The 14,903-nt window shown below is 45.9% G+C and carries 17 protein-coding genes; 3 read left to right on the top strand and 14 right to left on the bottom strand.

Annotation, left to right across the window (positions count from 1 at the left end; translation table 11 throughout):
* Nucleotides 1-437 precede the first annotated feature (437 nt).
* Together KIO97_RS01980 and KIO97_RS01975 are read left to right on the top strand one after the other, a co-directional pair.
* Nucleotides 438-749 (top strand): hypothetical protein, encoded by a 312-nt coding sequence (locus KIO97_RS01980; RefSeq protein ID WP_285380749.1) that lies wholly within the window; start codon nt 438-440, stop codon nt 747-749.
* Between the two features lie 166 nt (nt 750-915).
* The gene (locus KIO97_RS01975; RefSeq protein WP_285380747.1) at nt 916-1,803 is read left to right on the top strand and encodes an ArdC family protein; all 888 of its coding nucleotides are present in this window, start codon (nt 916-918) and stop codon (nt 1,801-1,803) included.
* Nucleotides 1,804-2,255: 452 nt separating this feature from the next.
* Here the strand turns inward: KIO97_RS01975 and KIO97_RS01965 are convergent, their stop codons facing one another.
* The 10 genes from KIO97_RS01965 to KIO97_RS01920 form a co-directional block, all read right to left on the bottom strand.
* Complete coding sequence (locus tag KIO97_RS01965) at nt 2,256-4,466, bottom strand: DNA topoisomerase (RefSeq protein WP_285380745.1); 2,211 nt, start codon at nt 4,464-4,466, stop codon at nt 2,256-2,258.
* A 66-nt stretch (nt 4,467-4,532) separates the two neighbouring features.
* Nucleotides 4,533-5,273, bottom strand: a complete 741-nt coding sequence (gene mobC, locus KIO97_RS01960) for a MobC family replication-relaxation protein (RefSeq protein ID WP_285380743.1) — start codon at nt 5,271-5,273, stop codon at nt 4,533-4,535.
* A complete protein-coding gene (locus tag KIO97_RS01955) occupies nt 5,270-5,809 on the bottom strand; it encodes a hypothetical protein (protein WP_025789707.1) in 540 nt (179 codons plus the stop codon). Before KIO97_RS01955 ends, mobC begins: the two co-directional genes overlap by 4 nt.
* On the bottom strand, nt 5,793-6,044 hold the full coding sequence (locus tag KIO97_RS01950) for a hypothetical protein (RefSeq protein WP_061010322.1): 252 nt from the start codon (nt 6,042-6,044) through the stop codon (nt 5,793-5,795). The genes KIO97_RS01955 and KIO97_RS01950 overlap by 17 nt, the downstream gene beginning before the upstream one ends.
* Nucleotides 6,041-8,008 (bottom strand): type IV secretory system conjugative DNA transfer family protein, encoded by a 1,968-nt coding sequence (locus KIO97_RS01945; RefSeq protein ID WP_285380741.1) that lies wholly within the window; start codon nt 8,006-8,008, stop codon nt 6,041-6,043. The genes KIO97_RS01950 and KIO97_RS01945 overlap by 4 nt, the downstream gene beginning before the upstream one ends.
* Nucleotides 8,009-9,000: 992 nt before the next feature.
* Nucleotides 9,001-9,408, bottom strand: coding sequence for an H-NS family nucleoid-associated regulatory protein (locus KIO97_RS01940; protein ID WP_061010326.1), 408 nt, complete (start codon nt 9,406-9,408; stop codon nt 9,001-9,003).
* A gap of 14 nt (nt 9,409-9,422) precedes the next feature.
* The gene (locus tag KIO97_RS01935; protein WP_285380739.1) at nt 9,423-10,175 is read right to left on the bottom strand and encodes a hypothetical protein; all 753 of its coding nucleotides are present in this window, start codon (nt 10,173-10,175) and stop codon (nt 9,423-9,425) included.
* The gene (locus tag KIO97_RS01930) at nt 10,172-10,519 is read right to left on the bottom strand and encodes a hypothetical protein (RefSeq protein ID WP_061010329.1); all 348 of its coding nucleotides are present in this window, start codon (nt 10,517-10,519) and stop codon (nt 10,172-10,174) included. The genes KIO97_RS01935 and KIO97_RS01930 overlap by 4 nt, the downstream gene beginning before the upstream one ends.
* Nucleotides 10,520-10,871: 352 nt before the next feature.
* Nucleotides 10,872-11,411, bottom strand: coding sequence for a hypothetical protein (locus KIO97_RS01925; RefSeq protein ID WP_285380737.1), 540 nt, complete (start codon nt 11,409-11,411; stop codon nt 10,872-10,874).
* Nucleotides 11,408-11,707, bottom strand: coding sequence for a hypothetical protein (locus KIO97_RS01920; protein ID WP_285380735.1), 300 nt, complete (start codon nt 11,705-11,707; stop codon nt 11,408-11,410). The genes KIO97_RS01925 and KIO97_RS01920 overlap by 4 nt, the downstream gene beginning before the upstream one ends.
* Before the next feature lie 89 nt (nt 11,708-11,796).
* Here KIO97_RS01920 and KIO97_RS01915 point away from each other — a divergent pair, with 89 nt between their 5' ends.
* Nucleotides 11,797-12,690: a hypothetical protein gene (locus KIO97_RS01915; protein WP_285380733.1), complete on the top strand. Its 894-nt coding sequence runs from the start codon at nt 11,797-11,799 to the stop codon at nt 12,688-12,690.
* Here KIO97_RS01915 and KIO97_RS01910 read toward each other — a convergent pair.
* The 4 genes from KIO97_RS01910 to KIO97_RS01895 all read right to left on the bottom strand — a co-directional run bounded on the left by KIO97_RS01910 (nt 12,623) and on the right by KIO97_RS01895 (nt 14,901).
* Nucleotides 12,623-13,387, bottom strand: a complete 765-nt coding sequence (locus KIO97_RS01910; protein ID WP_285380731.1) for a hypothetical protein — start codon at nt 13,385-13,387, stop codon at nt 12,623-12,625. The genes KIO97_RS01915 and KIO97_RS01910 overlap by 68 nt on opposite strands.
* Before the next feature lie 21 nt (nt 13,388-13,408).
* On the bottom strand, nt 13,409-13,990 hold the full coding sequence (locus tag KIO97_RS01905) for a hypothetical protein (RefSeq protein ID WP_285380729.1): 582 nt from the start codon (nt 13,988-13,990) through the stop codon (nt 13,409-13,411).
* 89 nt (nt 13,991-14,079) lie between these two features.
* Complete coding sequence (locus KIO97_RS01900; RefSeq protein ID WP_285380728.1) at nt 14,080-14,283, bottom strand: hypothetical protein; 204 nt, start codon at nt 14,281-14,283, stop codon at nt 14,080-14,082.
* A gap of 102 nt (nt 14,284-14,385) precedes the next feature.
* Nucleotides 14,386-14,901: a lytic transglycosylase domain-containing protein gene (locus KIO97_RS01895; protein WP_285380726.1), complete on the bottom strand. Its 516-nt coding sequence runs from the start codon at nt 14,899-14,901 to the stop codon at nt 14,386-14,388.
* Between the last annotated feature and the right edge of the window lie 2 nt (nt 14,902-14,903).

Genomic DNA, 14,903 nt, shown 5'->3' with positions numbered 1-14,903 from the left:
TCAGAGATGTGTTTACTGAGGTAGATGGCCCAGGTGCCATTCCGAGAGAAAAGTTGTCTGAGTGATCGCAAGTGCATGACCACTAGGGTAATGCAGAATTGTCAGCACACTGTGAAGGTTAAGTCTCTTTGCTTTCGAGCGTAGCTCGCTCAGGCGGCTATGCCGCCGCTTGTGTCCTACCACCACGCACAATCATATAATGATTGGTACTGATGGCAGTGTGGTCCTTAACTGTTTGAAATGTGGTTCGTCACTCCCTGTATGGCGTGATATTTGGGAGGGCATAAAGCAAGGTGTTCAATCCTATTCTAGCGTGAGCTCATGTTAGAGCTCACGTACTCATTAATACTTACTAATAGCGGATACCCCGCGCGTTGCCAGTTCACTGGCAGCGCCAGAAGAATAAGCAACTCAACCTATTCTGAAGAGGTACTACTATGTCTAACCAACACTTAGCGTTAACGATTGTCGATTCTCAAGTGCAAATTGAAGCAGATTCTCTTGCTTCTGTATTTCTAAGCTTTGATCGTATGAAAAATTACGTGAGATTAGATAAGCAGATAGCCTATGAAATCTTGGACAAAATGTATAAGAGAGCGTGTGAAGCAGAAGAACGTTTTCCTGCTTTAAAAGGACCGTCGGTTAACAAGCGAACTTATCTGATGTCCGTTTGTGCCGATGTTCGAGAGTTCGCCATCGATATCGAGTTAGAAATGCAAGCCTACGAACACAAGCTTGCCTCTAACTAAACACAACAATATGAATAGACAACAAACAGCCCTTTAACGACTTATCGTTAAAGGGCTACAACCAATCATTACAGCGGTACTACTCCGCAGGCAACGCCAGTTCGACTGGCCGCAGCCAGCCGAATTAGCAAATTTTCATCAATTTACTAATTCAAGGAGTAGCGACATGGCTACAAAAAAAACAAACAGAGACTTTTACCAAGACGTCACCAATCAAATCATTGAAGCGTTAGAGCTGGGCATAAAGCCCTGGTCTTGTCCTTGGGATATGACTCAATCATCAGGCATTCCGAGTAATTCTGATACTGGTAAAGAGTATCAAGGCATGAACATCATGCTGCTTTGGATGAGTGCTCAAATGAACCGTTTCTCTTCTTCACAATGGTTGACCTTCAAGCAAGCGAAATCGCTTGGTGGCCAAGTTAGAAAAGGAGAGAAAGGGACGCATATTTTCTTTTACAAACAAGTAGAGAAAAAGAGCAAAGACCTGAAGGATGAAAATGACACCTACTCTATGTTGAAAACCTATGTGGTGTTCAACCTCGATCAAATTGATGGCATTGATAGCGAAAATAACATGGAAAATGTTGTTCGTGACGACGTCACATTAGTCGATGAAGTGGAGTGTTTTATTGACAGTTTGGGGGCGAAAATCAGCTACAGTGGTCAAAAGGCGTTCTATCGACCATCGACCGATGAAGTTGTGATCCCCGAGCGTCAGCGATTTCATTCTACGGACGATCTGTACGCCACCATTATGCACGAGTTAACGCACTGGACAGGTCATTCGACTCGTTTAGATAGAGATAACAAAGGCAAGTTTGGTAGCAAAGATTATGCGTTTGAAGAGTTGATAGCAGAGCTAGGAGCCGCGTTTCTAATGGCTGATTTTGGTTTCATTGGAAAGGTGCAACATGAATCTTATATTGCGAGTTGGTTGGAAGTTTTAAAAAATGATAAACGTTATATTTTTAAAGCCGCAGCACAGGCCAGTAAAGCACATCAATACCTAAAAGCGTTAGTTGAACAAGATATCTGTTTAAAAGCCGCTTAACTAAATTGCCCGATAACATCATTATGTTATCGGGTTTTTTCATTCATGGACGTCAGCTAAGTGCCTTTCGAGTGCAGAGACCAATCGGCAGTGTTCATCCGCCGTGAAGGGCTCAGCACTGTCTAAGATGGTGGCTCTTAATATTCGCTTGGTGGTTTCCTGTGACGTGTGGAGATACTGCTGGGTGACGAACATGAGTTTGGAAAACGAGGGGCGATTGAGAACGAGTGGTTTACGACCGTGAACTCGCAACTCAAATCGTTCGAGGACATAGTCATCTTCATCATCTTCTAAACACACCCAAGGATCGTGATTGTCTCGCATTTGGATAACGCTCTATCGTACTGGATGGGGAGGTGGTGTATTTATCTTAGCACCTTCCATGGCGCGAAGATAAATCAGCACTTTGAAGGAAGGTTAACATCATCACGCGCTGTGATGTTTGTTCAGTGTTAGAGTTCGCCTCGATCACGGTCAGGTTTGCCGTTTTGGTCAAAATAGCGCACCTTACATTTCGGAAAGCCACTGCATCCCCACCAAAATGATCCTTCTTTCTTGGCTGGTCTTCGCACAAGCGGATTGCCACACTGTTTGCAGAACTCTTCTGTGCTTGGCACAACGCTTTGGCGTGGCTTGGGGTTGACGTTTGGCTTACCGTTGTCGTCAGGGAACGTCGTCTTACAGTCAGGGTAGCGATTGCAAGCATGAAATGGTCCATGTTTACCAGGGCGTTTAATGAGAGAGCCTTGCTGGCAGGTTGGGCAAGTCACGCCGCAGCGCTTCACGAAAGGCACACCGTGCGTTTTGACGTGCTCGACTTGGAGATGGATATACTTGTTTACGTCACTTAAGAACGATTCAATATTGAGTTGCTGCTTCGAAATCTTATCTAAGCTGCCCTCCCAAATAGCGGAAATGTCTGGCCGTACAATCTCATCAGGGAGGAGGGCGCAGAACTCTTGTCCCGCTTCCGTCGTTTTGTAGACCGGGTTTTTGTAGCCTTTCTCTTTGCCTAAGCGAACAAGGTGTGTCAGCTTACCTACCTTTTCAATATGGCCGCTTCGCGTGGCTTCTGTCCCGATGGACCCGTTTTCCCCGGCCGTGTCTTTGTCTTTCGCCTCCAGTGTTTTGCGCAATTCGGGGTCTTTAATGAACTTGGCCGCTTGGGTCATGGCTTTGAGTAAGCTGGCGTCATCAAAGTATTTTGGTGGTTTGGTTTCACGCTGCTCCATATCCACTTGTGTACACGAGCCTTGCGTACCTTTGACCATCGAGGTGAGATCTAGGGCGTTTTGATTCGGTTCGTCTTGATGTTCACCTTTAAATAGCACTTCCCACCCTTGTTTGCTGAGTGTGGTTTGGGTGGCACGGTAGCAGCGACCGGTGCAATCCACATCGAGCGCCACTTTGTCGCGTACGGAGCCAGGATAGAACAACGCAATAAAGCGTTTGGCCACCAATTCATACAGGTTGCGCTCACGGTCGTTAAGCTCGATACCCGCGCCGCTTTTCTCGGTAGGTACAATCGCGTGGTGCGCTTCTATTTTGCTGGCATTAAAGGCTTTGTGACTAGAGGTCGTCGCGGCGTGTTCAATGGCGGTATCAAGGTGTGACAGTGTCCCTTTTATGGCCGCAAAGATACTGGAACGGTTCTCCAGATGCGCATCGGAAAGGTACTGGTTATCACTGCGCGGATAGGTCAGCAGTTTGTGCTTCTCATACAGCCCTTGCAAAGTATCTAGCACGTCTTTCGGTTTATAGCCCCATCGCTTTGACGCTTCAATTTGCAGCTTTGACAGGTTGAATGGCATTGGTGGTTGGCGGTGTTCCGTTTTTTGTTCAATGCTGGAGATATGCGCATTTGCTCCGGTGTCCGCTTCTTTGGTCGCCGCGACTTCCAGTGACGAAATCATACGACCTTTGTCATCGAGATCGAATGCTTCATCAGGAATGAGCTTGCCTTTGATTATGTTGCCACCTATATCAAAGTGACCAAATAACTCGTAGTAAAAGCTCTTCTGGTGATTTTGGTTTGCGAGGGTGCGCTCGTTAATCATGCCTATCATCGCCGTAATGACTCGGCCAATATTGAGCACTTCATCAAAACCTTTCTCTCTCGCTTTAAGGGTATAGGCGCGAGTCAGGTTATAACCGAAGGTTTGGTCGGCGATAGCGCGAGCTAACGCTTTTTGGGTCAGTGGTTGGAAGTGTTCATTCGGCTGTAAGTTTGCCAGCGCTGCTTTCACCGGCTTATCGTTCAAATCGGCAATCAAGACACGTTGCACCGGCTTGGTGTTGTTGGCGTAAGTCAGCACCTCATCGACCAACAAACAGCCTTCCGGGTCGGGGTCGCCAGCGTGAACAATGCTGTCTGCTTTGTCTATCCAGTTCAGCACGATTTTGAGCTGCTTCGCTGCGCCCTGGCGCGGCTTCATTCTTGGCGGGTAGTGTGTGCTCAAAGGTAGGTATGACAAGGCCCATTTTTTATGTTCAATGTTGTAATCTTCTGGGTCGCACAGGGCAAGTAAGTGACCAACGCACCACGTCACCACCTCTTGACCATGTTGATAGTATCCGTCTTTTTTTTCGGTGTTGACGTCACCGCCGAGACCTTTAAAGATGGCCGCCGCCAACGACGGCTTTTCTGCAATAAATACGCGCATGATGTTTTCTCCAGATGTCAGTGTCCCTCGATGCGACGCATCGATAGGGAGGCGTGAGTGATGAAATTATTGAAGGGTGAGGGTTTTGAGTTCGTCGAGCGTGAAGATACGCACGAGCTTTGAACGGTAATGTTCAAACGGGTGTTTCGATTCGCTAAAAGGAATGTATTCAATGCGGTCAAAGCGCTTGATTAATAGCTGGCGAATGTCGTTATTGAGCACCACATAAAACACCGCGCTCCAGTATTTTTTCTTTTGCGCGAGAACGTGGCTTTTAAGGATTGAGCGATAACGAGAGACCGTTTTTAGAGTGCGCTCTGTTTCAATGGCGATGGTAAATCCGTTAGGTGCTGTGATGGTGGCATCTGGGCGATGTTCGACATCATATTCTTTTCGAAAGGAATATTGATCGGCGTTACGCCAGTTCGTCCAGCCATTCCGCTGCAAATAAATCTGTGCTTTTTGATTCATGAGCTTGTGCTCCAGCGTACCGAATTTTACGCGGTAAGGATCGAACGCACGAAAATCTTCGTTGATGTTCTGAATGTTTTGTATCAGTCCTAAATCGGTGATCCCCCAGATTGAAATTTTACCGGTTTGAAATTCAAACTCATGTTTGTGGATATAGCCAAGGCCTACCAGTTTATTGAGCAACCGATATAAGGGATTTTTGTCCTTGTACTCCAGTAGCAGCATTAAAATTTCGAAGTTTGTGTATGACTCTTCTTTAAGGAATTGGATCACAGTCGCCATTTTTTCATAATGTCTTTGGTAGCGGTCAGCCTTTGAGGTGATCAATTGGCTCATATTGAAGCCTCCGCTTCTTTGCGCACTTTATGAAAAGAAAGACAGGTAACATTCACTTGGTTGAGGTTTCGAGTGATCTGTTTCGCCATTTTATTGCGTCGTCGATCGTATTCTGTTTCGGTGAGCTCGCCGTTCAATCTTGCCTTGTAAAGCGTGTCGAAATAACGGTCTGCGGCCATAAATACTTTCATGAGCATGACACTGCCAGGTGTGTATAACCGTTGTTCTGTTTCTGCCTCTTGGAACGCTTGAGTGGAGTGTGTGTTGATGTCGAGTTCGCCGATGTTATTAATGAAGTTTCGGTGGCGTTGATTGATGTCGTCACGTAGTGATCGTATTTTTTCTAACAAACTTTCGGCAGTGACCTTCGCCAGTTGTGTTGTCACGTTTTGAGCGGGTCGTGATGCGAAGGCTTCCACAGAAAAAAGACTTTGATAAACAAAAAGCCCGTCAATAGGTTTATCTAATGGACGGGCTCGATTGGTGTAGGTTTTATGATCCCAGAGAGACAGCAGTCGTTTAGTGCGTAGTTCCATTGGATAATGCCTCCTGTTTAGGTTGAGGTTTCTTTTTTGGTGTCCAGTTGTCGTCCATTGGGTGGACAACAACCGGTATCCCCATCAGTTCAATATCTTCTAATGCATACTCTTGGCTGTTACCCAAAATGGTTGTAGGCACCGTGACACGTTTTTCTTCTTGTTGTGAACCGAGAAATATTTTTCGTTTGATGTAGCGAAACCATGAGTGCCATTGTCTGGTGTTGACTATCATTTTTTGAGTCCTTCGATTTGTTGTTCTAACGTTTTAACTGCTGCCTCTATTTCCTTTTGTGATTGAATTGCCTCTGTCGGGTTCTTGTTAGGGGGCAGAGGAGTGACCGCATCCAGATCAAATTCTTCATTAGTGTCGAGAGTTTCTGTTTCTGAGAGCGATGCTGTTTCAACTTCAATGTTGTTCTCTTCTCCGATATCTTGGCGCTTTTTAGAAGCTGGCGCTTCATTGTGTTCTTCGACTTTTTCATCGTCACTGGCGGTATGAACTTGTGTTTCATCAAACGTGACGAGGGTTTGTTTTTGTACTTTGATCGGCGCAATCAAGGATGGTTTGGGAACGTCATTCATTGTGAAGATATAGCTCACAAAGTTGGGCAGGTTGAGCAACATGTTGGTATCGACATATTGTCTTTCGGCCATTCTGATGTTGCGTTTATCATCGACCACTTCATTGAGCGTTTTGCTGGATTCGACATAGCGAGTCTCGTCATCCACTAAGATGGTGCCGGACATTTTAGACACCCATTCGGCGGTGTCGGGATCTTGTAAGCGATACACCAATTTGAACTTGGTGTTCTCGACCACTGCACCTACCACGGCATCACCGTTAAGATCGGCCGGACAGTCTTTTAAATCGGCAATCGATTGGTGGGCAAGAAGCATGTGCACGCCTTTGTCGCGTGCGGCGCCTAAACCTTCCATCGCTGGTTTTGAAATGTGGTATTTCAATTCATCCAAGAAGATGGCAATGGGACGCGGCTTACCCGCCACACGGTCGCGCATTTCAGCAAGCTGAAATAAACGGATTAAGATCATCTTCTGCGTGATCAATATCTTCGAATTACGCATTGAGCCAATGACGTAACAACAGCCGCCATGGTCGAACACATCTTGCAGTCGCATGCCACCAACCGCATTAATGGACTCGACTAACGAGAGTTCTTCGAGTTTGCCGTAGAACGCTTTGATGGTGTCTTCAAGACCTTGAACATAGAGTGAACTGAACAGTCCTTTGAATGACTGACGCTCTTCTTCCGTTGCCTTCATTGGGGCTTCTCTGGCCGCTTTTCTGTCGTCGATACGATAGAAATCAGCCACGTCGCCTTTCTCGGCAAGGCTGAATCCAGCCACCATTATCTCTTCGATTTGTTCCGGCGTTGCATCCGCTAAGAGATCGAGTTGAGGCACTTTTTTATTCAGGTCAATCAGGTAGAAAGGTTTGCCCGCTTTTTCACAGGCGTACTTCATCAAATGCGGTGCCCATTCATCATTTTTAGGATCCATCACAAACACGCCTTCATCAGCAAGGATAAGTTGATACAAGATCAATCCTGAGGCGACCCCTTTACCGGCACCCGTGGTGCCGATGATGTCCGCGTGCTGTTTTTGGAAGTCAGCCAGTGGGATGTATTGCGGTTTATGTACGCGATCCAATCCGACAAACACGCCTTTATTGAGATCAATGTAGTCTTCGGGATCGTACGCCAGCGTTTCCGGTAAAAAGTGCTTTACCGTGCGCACGTCGGTGCGTTCATCACGCGCCATTTGCGTGCGTTTGGTGAACTTAGATTTAAGCTGGTTCAGATGTGGTGTCGCGACTCGGCGAATGGCAATGTGGGTGCCCGCACCAACGAAGAACAGCGGAATATAGAAGTACGAGATAAACGGATACACCAATTCTGAAACGGGTACGTAGCTGGCGGTTTGCACCACAGCAATCAGTGTTGGGATGGTGACGTTGGCGAGTGTCCCAAGCAAAAAAAGTAAGATCGCAACGAAGATAAACAGGCGTCGCAATAGGGATCCTTTTTCGTTTTTTTCCGGTTTATCAAAGTAGATCGTTGGGGAGATCAAACCGGAGAGAAAACTGAGTACGCTGGCATAGTAAAACGTCAGCAAATACAGTTGAGAGAGTGCCAGTAAAGACAGATCTAAAATGGGATTGATGATCATATCAAACATGATATTGATGCTCCTTAGTTGAATATCATCGGCTACAGTTATCGGCTACTCATATCGGCTACAGGGTGTAGCCGATATGAGTAGCCGATGGATGCCCAAGCCTTTACGCTGAACGCTCCAAGGCATGGGGTTATCCCGAAGGGGATAATCATCTCAAAAGCTGCGCTTTTTCAATGAATTAGAAGGCTCATGCTCGGGGCTGGACGCCCCTGTGCTGATCCTTCTAATTAAAGGCCGAAAACCGCCTCGCTACGCGAGACCAAGCCCCTCTGGAAGGTGAATTAACACTCATTTGGCAGTCGGCGAGCTCCTGTGCTCAAATTCGCGTTATTCAACTAACCAGACGAGCTTGGTCTCGCCTACTCAACGGTTTTCGGGGGCAAGCCCCCAAAACAAAATCGACCTCTGGGGAGGTCTCGCTTTAATCGCTGGACGCTGAGCGTTTTGTTTCGGCTCCCCCGCCTGAAACGGCGGTCGGGGACTCCCTTGTCTCAGGTTCTCCGCTGAACGCTACGACCCTAATTTTCATTATCAATCAAGCCCCGCAGAGGGGGCGCTCGGGCGATTGAATGAAATTAGGGCTAGCAATCTAGGCGCACTCAAAGCAGAGCTTTTCGTTTGCTGAGATTGAAAAAAAGCCCGCGCTGTTTCGCTCAATTTGTCTTGCCAAAGTGGGGCGTGGAACGCCGGAATCCACACTTTGGCGGCGACGCATTTCGCGTTTTTGCTGGCGGACTTTTTTAAGCGCTCACTCCTCGTGCATCGAATTTTCCTTTCTCTTTAACAATCCTTTGGGATTGAAATTTGAAAGGGAAATTGACACGATACGTTCACGAAAGGACAACACGTCCCATCCTCAAGGATGGTCATGTTGCGTGTTCGTCATTACCGCTATTTAACAATCCTAGGGGATTGAAATGGCGCAATGAGTGGTGCGCGTGAAGCGCGCATTGAGAGAGGGGAAGAGACGGTGTTAAGGTGAAAAAACGAAGTTAGGATTGCGCGATAAAGTCCGAAAGTTCGAAGCCTTCATCGAGTAAACTTTGCAATTCAGTTGGCACCTCACCCACGCCATCCCACGTTTTGTTGTCATCATAAACGTAGGTGTTTGATGGCGTGTTGGTGCTGCTTTTGCTTGCCTTACGAGGTTTCTTTTTCGGCTTCATTAGATCACACAACTTGTCAAAGTCGAGTCCCTTATTAATGATTTGCTCGCGCATCGCTTCGAGCTCTTGGCGCTCTTGCTGCTCTCGCTCGGCTTGTATTTGAGCTTCCAGTTCTTTCTCTTGTTTGAACTCAGTAATGACAGTTAAGACGCGTTCAAGCTGCTCAACACTGGCGTGTTTGAGCACCGTTTTCGCTTGCCTTGGGGTGCTGAGTTTTTTGATGATGTCTTGCATAGTCGATACTCTTTTTATGGATTAAGAGGTTGAGGGTTTGGGGCGGTTTCACGCAATTTAATAGCTTGCTCCATCGTCGCTTTATCTTGCTTTAAAAAGGATTCGGCTTGCTTTCCATATTCCTTGTCAAATGGTGGGTAATAGAGTTCATGCCAAGTGCCACAACGCAACTCTCGGTCGCTATACATGTCAATTTTGCTGCATGGTGGACGTTTTCCTTTGTATTCTTTTGCGCCAAATTGAGTGAGGAAATTCATGATCGTTTGGTGATCTAAACAGATGGCATCATCGAATAAAGCTTCCGCTTTGAACTGTAGATACACGGCCAAGTCAGTGGCGTTGACCCATTGTTTTGGAAACGTAAAGTATCGACTCTGATCACCAATATCATAATGATGATGAAGTTTATAAAGGCATTCGTTCAACGGTGGCTCTGGACGATAACAATCCTCAAAGGATTGTTCCGTTTGCAACCAGTGATCTTCAAAGGATTTTTTACCCTCATCTTTTAAAAGACGAAGTGCCAAAGCGGCAATGAACGCGTGAGAGTATTTTGGGGCGCAAAATCCGTTAGTGTTGAGCGCGCTGAAGGTATACTCACTGACGTCTTCATCCATTTGTAAAGCAAGCCCTAGCTGTTCAATTAGCGTTGCTCTTTCAAGGTTTACCTCACCAGTAGTGATGCTTTGATCAAATGTAAGGTTGACGACATGCTGAATGAGGGCGCCAGTGATGGTTGATAAATTGAGTGTTCGGTTATTTTTCATCTGATCCACTGCTCCATTTTGTCGCTTTCCTTCGCTTGTAAGAAAGGTGGTTTTGGACGAGAGCGATATTGCTGCATGGTTCGGGGGGCTGACCTTTTGTTTTCGAGAAGATGCTCAAGAAAATCATCGTGCAGTGAGGCATGACTTTTTGACCAGTGCGGCGCTATCTGTGTGAAGAAGTGTGTTTGGTGCTCTATCTCAAACAGCAACTCTCTGTACTCATCGAGGTGTTTTTCTAGAGGTATCTGATAATCAAGGTGTGAACTTGAGATCAAATCTGGGGCGATGATTTTTAGCTTTTGAAATAGCTTTAGCATGGTGGTTTGAAAATACTGAATACTCATAACTATTCACCTTTTATGGTCCTGTTTGGGGTTATGTTTGAGTTTGGCCGCTCACGCACTTACCCATCTCTCCACAATCGGCTGGAAATAAACCCTGGAGGTTTCCAGTCTTCCTCATGATGGATAGTTGGATAAGTGAGACGGTGGATGGAAAAAGTTTCGTGAGGTGCTAATCTGAGTGCGGAAGTTATCGCGCTGTGCATTTCGTTGATCGTGTTTTAACTCTCGCAGGGCGCGATGATTTCCACCGCGATATCGAGCGCTGGAAATATCAACGCATTGATACTACTGTTACTAGTGACGGTGTGGCTTGTTTCTTTCTCGCAACTCAGGGCAGGTTTCATCGTCTCCTTTATTTTGTTTGTTCATCCTTCCACAAGTTGATCTTACCGTTGGTTTCGTTTCCTTTCCGTGGGCGAGCTAGAAGCTGTTCATTCACTTCATTACAGTGACGTCCAGTTTTGATATGAGCGTCCAAACCGTGAATGATGAGGCTGGCTAAGTGCCATGCTTCCACCATGTCGTACACCTCAGGCTCGTTTAGATCTTCTAAATTTTGTTCGTGACAGGCCGTGATGGTGATAGGCATACATTGTGACTTGTCGTCACTGAACAAGTCACAAGACAACATTTCATATCCATCATGGCGATAGCCCCATAAGCGACACTGTATTGGTTTCTTCTGGAGCGTTTCTTTTGCTTCTGCTACCACTTTGCCTGCAAAGGCATGAAGTTCATCGTTGGTTTCAGTAAATCCCGATGGTCCTAGAGCGCTGATGAGAGTCATTTGATATTGCTGTTCTTCGAATGCTTGAAGTTCTTTCTCTTCTTCGTCGGTCAACTGAATGGTTGAGTTCATCGTGCTGTTTCCTTTATTGGTTACGTCACTCATTCGCCACACCCCGCTGGGCAGCAACCGAGCTCAATGCCGTGAGAACAATAGCGAGTGTCTTCATCCCATTCTGGCGTGGAATTTTGTACAACATTGGGTTGGTCACGCTCGTAGCCATGCCCCTCTGCAAGCGCTATCACGGTTTCTTTTTCGTCGTCAGGTAGACGTTCTAGAAGTGCATTTACAGAGGATTGAAAGCGTCTGCTATAGAGCTCAAAGCTGAGTCCACAGCCTCGATGAGCTTCCTTGGCTAACTGCTCAATGAGGGTTGCATAGTTTGGTTTATCGTTAGTCATTGTGACTCTCCTTTTTTGCTATGTTTTCTTGGCTTTGTTTATATTTTCTGCAATAAATAGCCTGAAATTGGGTGGAATAGGATTAAGTGATGGCATCTGTCGAAGAAGGTTGGAGTATTGAGTACGGAGATTTTTTAGACCCAGAGACGGCTTACGAGCTTTTTTGGGGTGGTGCTATCCGAGATAAGCAACAGTTCATTTGTCCATTTTGTGGTGCGGACATGACTTGCATTAATCTTGATGCGGAAGAACAAGATTGGATAGTTCATCCGCACTATAGAGGGCGGCCTCGGCATAAGGATGGATGTGAGGAAAACCGCTCTAAATCGTCAACGCCTTTACCTTATGAGAAACAGAGTAAAGATATAGATAAAACCGATGAGCTTTGCTTCAAACGACCTAACAGTTTCTTTTCTCCTCGGCAACAAAACCAACATCCGAACTCGTCAATTCGGTCTATAAATAAAAGGAAGCGTTCAACAACGCAGCGTCGATATTCGATTCGTCCTTTAGTTTCAAAATTCATTGCATACCGAACTCAAGGAACGGTGGCTGATAACTTTGTTTCTATCGAAGGTGAAAAGTGGACATATGAGTCGTTATTCAAGGGAGTTTATTACCAAGAACAACTTGTCACTGATCGTCCGGTCATTTATTGGGGAACGGCCCGAGTACAATGGATTGAAAAATCACAAAGCTATCTGCTGACCTTTTGTAAGCCTTTCGTACATCAAGGGCAAGAAATACACCCTTCTCTTTTTATACCTAAGTGGTTAATTGATAACTACCCTGTAAAACGTCTGCTTGAAAAACGGCTAAATAAGGCAATTGAGAATAAGAGTGACAATCGAGCTTTCACCTTTATTTACGGCCCACCTATTGAAAAAATGGAATCAAAATCTGGGCGTGTTTTCCTCAACTTTGAACTGAATAGTCTTGATTTAATTGAGATTCGAAGTTTGTCGTTATTTGACCATCTATGACGAGAAAGGGAGAAGTCAGCATATCTAAACACTTCAAGAGCTCTTGTATGCTGTCTATGTGTGTTATCAATAGGTCGTTTGTCAGAGGGGCGGCTATATCATGGCGATTGTGGGCTGCATTACATCTTAACTTTTCAAGCGAGATGAGAAGGCTTATGGAGGCTACCCAAGCCCCATGCTCGGCAATCATGCTGCTGTAACGATAAGCATAGGTTTTGAACCATGGCGTTAACTCAGGAAGTTGCAACAGCATTTTAATTTGGTTCGCTATTAATGTGAGAGAAAATGAACTTAAAGCGTTGCCTTCTGGGTGAAACAAGAGGGCATCATGGTGTGAGCAAAAGGGACAAACTTGGACGTAAATCGCACCCAGTATGTCTCTTAATCGGATAAGCCATTCATCTGTTATTGCATGATGGTTGAGGCGGATTGATATTGACAGTGTCGGTTGTCCATCAACCAAAATCCCCCCGTAATTCATCTGAGATTCTAGTCTTGTAAAGCGTTTAATCGGATCGGTGTTAATGAGAGCTGCGTTGATGTCAGTGATAAAACTACTACAAATTAACCACAGCTCCTCTAGAGAGTCTTGCTCGTTCGCCCAACGAAATTGATGCCCTACTGGGAGTAAGATTTCTGATTGATTGAGTAACCGGTTGACAGTTTCAGTATGCCTTTGAATATTGTGTCTGTGCATTGTTTAATCTCTCTTCTATCTCTATTGTGCACGGCGGGCTTCTTTGAGCATCCGCAGATGGTCAACGTAGTAGCGCCAATTCTTCTTCGTTAATGGCTCTTCTGGTGTGAAGCGTTTGTCTTCACTGGTGAAGGCAAACAACCCTTTTCGATTCATCAGTGTGGTGATGGCATCGATGCCATCCCAACGTAAATAAGCGGTGCGGGTTTGGTAATGTCTGTTGTCAATATCAAAGCACGCAGGTGCCTTGACCAGAGCGGCAAAGGCCACATCTTGAGTTTCTATTGGAGGGGCTAATGTGCTGCATTGGCGTTTGATGACGCTGTCTGAAACCACAATTGCCTTGATACCCAAATCGATGACGTTCTTGCCATCAATGTGAATAAGCCATTGGTCAATGGCTTCGCTGATGTCCGCTTTGACTTCTTCTGCGGTGTAGTTCGCGTGGGTCTGAGGCTTATAGGCGCCATACATGAGGCGATAGGTGAGGTGTGATTCATCAAACTTGGGTTGGTCTGTCACGCCTTCCTTGATAGCGATGATTTCCTTGCAATCGGCAAGAAAGGTTTGGTCGTTGGAGGTGGGAAGTAAAACGTATTGCATGGGGGAGCTCTTTTTGATTGAGATGTTAATTAAGAGAAGGTAGGGTGTTATGAAAGAGGTGGCACCAACACTCCAAGCGTGAAATTCATTCACGGTTTGGTGTCATTTCTTTTACTCGGCGCTGCGTGTGATGCGGTGACGGGGGTTTTATCACGCATGTCTGCCTCTTTTCTCACCCGTTGCCAATAAGCGGCAAACTCAGATGAAGCTTGTTTTAATGTGGTTTGGCTTGGCACATTGAGCCGTCTCATCAGCTCGATATCGCATTCTAAAATGGGGAATTCATTGTCCATTTCGTTCACATCCTTGATGTTGTTAGAGAAGAGCGGAAGTTGTTAGGATTTCGCGCCTTCTACAAGCGCGATTTCCATGAAATGTTCAGCCCAAATCTGGCGCTAATCATAAAGCCCTTGAGTTGAGATACTGGATGGTGCTGCGCGTACACGTCGGGTGATGCTGCTGTTGATGTACTTTTTGACGTATCCATTTCTAAAGCCGCGGTTAGGATTGCCAGTGTTGTAATAGGAGAGCGCGATTTGCAGCGCAGCGCCCGGCTCTGGATTTATTTTCAGTGCGCGTTGGTAGCTTTCATGAAGAATTTTGGAGCCAATCTGGATGTTTTTGCAGGGGGTAAACATCTCTTCAATTGTGACGCCGTAAGCCTTGAGGTTGCTTGTGTTGATTTGCATCAGGCCCAAATCAACAGAGTGGCCAAGAGAGAGGTAGTAGTTCGCCAAGTCGATGGCTTCCTCTTTTGTTCTCGGCTGTTTAAATTTGGGTGGGCTATGACCTGGAAGCTTATTGACGTTGATTGCGAAGGGTTTGAAGCTCGATTCGTTTTTTATGACTTGTTCGATGGTGGTCGGGTGGACTTGATAAATGCAGTCGGTGTATGGGGTGATGTCTATCATAG

The sequence above is a fragment of the Vibrio sp. B181a genome (genome assembly GCF_030248375.1).
GTDB classification, from domain to species: domain Bacteria; phylum Pseudomonadota; class Gammaproteobacteria; order Enterobacterales; family Vibrionaceae; genus Vibrio; species Vibrio campbellii.
Note: the sequence above shows the minus strand (reverse complement) of the source record. Positions and strands in the feature narration are given on the sequence as shown.

What these genes read in the sequence shown, in the direction of transcription:
- KIO97_RS01915 (WP_285380733.1), top strand. Translation starts at nt 11,797, where the DNA reads ATGGCATCTGTCGAAGAAGGTTGGAGTATTGAGTACGGAGATTTTTTA.
- KIO97_RS01900 (WP_285380728.1), bottom strand. Translation starts at nt 14,283, where the DNA reads ATGGACAATGAATTCCCCATTTTAGAATGCGATATCGAGCTGATGAGA.
- KIO97_RS01925 (WP_285380737.1), bottom strand. Translation starts at nt 11,411, where the DNA reads ATGAGTGACGTAACCAATAAAGGAAACAGCACGATGAACTCAACCATT.
- KIO97_RS01975 (WP_285380747.1), top strand. Translation starts at nt 916, where the DNA reads ATGGCTACAAAAAAAACAAACAGAGACTTTTACCAAGACGTCACCAAT.
- KIO97_RS01905 (WP_285380729.1), bottom strand. Translation starts at nt 13,990, where the DNA reads ATGCAATACGTTTTACTTCCCACCTCCAACGACCAAACCTTTCTTGCC.
- KIO97_RS01945 (WP_285380741.1), bottom strand. Translation starts at nt 8,008, where the DNA reads ATGTTTGATATGATCATCAATCCCATTTTAGATCTGTCTTTACTGGCA.
- KIO97_RS01955 (WP_025789707.1), bottom strand. Translation starts at nt 5,809, where the DNA reads ATGGAACTACGCACTAAACGACTGCTGTCTCTCTGGGATCATAAAACC.
- KIO97_RS01940 (WP_061010326.1), bottom strand. Translation starts at nt 9,408, where the DNA reads ATGCAAGACATCATCAAAAAACTCAGCACCCCAAGGCAAGCGAAAACG.
- KIO97_RS01930 (WP_061010329.1), bottom strand. Translation starts at nt 10,519, where the DNA reads ATGAGTATTCAGTATTTTCAAACCACCATGCTAAAGCTATTTCAAAAG.
- KIO97_RS01950 (WP_061010322.1), bottom strand. Translation starts at nt 6,044, where the DNA reads ATGATAGTCAACACCAGACAATGGCACTCATGGTTTCGCTACATCAAA.
- KIO97_RS01895 (WP_285380726.1), bottom strand. Translation starts at nt 14,901, where the DNA reads ATGATAGACATCACCCCATACACCGACTGCATTTATCAAGTCCACCCG.
- KIO97_RS01935 (WP_285380739.1), bottom strand. Translation starts at nt 10,175, where the DNA reads ATGAAAAATAACCGAACACTCAATTTATCAACCATCACTGGCGCCCTC.
- mobC (WP_285380743.1), bottom strand. Translation starts at nt 5,273, where the DNA reads ATGAGCCAATTGATCACCTCAAAGGCTGACCGCTACCAAAGACATTAT.
- KIO97_RS01965 (WP_285380745.1), bottom strand. Translation starts at nt 4,466, where the DNA reads ATGCGCGTATTTATTGCAGAAAAGCCGTCGTTGGCGGCGGCCATCTTT.
- KIO97_RS01980 (WP_285380749.1), top strand. Translation starts at nt 438, where the DNA reads ATGTCTAACCAACACTTAGCGTTAACGATTGTCGATTCTCAAGTGCAA.
- KIO97_RS01920 (WP_285380735.1), bottom strand. Translation starts at nt 11,707, where the DNA reads ATGACTAACGATAAACCAAACTATGCAACCCTCATTGAGCAGTTAGCC.
- KIO97_RS01910 (WP_285380731.1), bottom strand. Translation starts at nt 13,387, where the DNA reads ATGCACAGACACAATATTCAAAGGCATACTGAAACTGTCAACCGGTTA.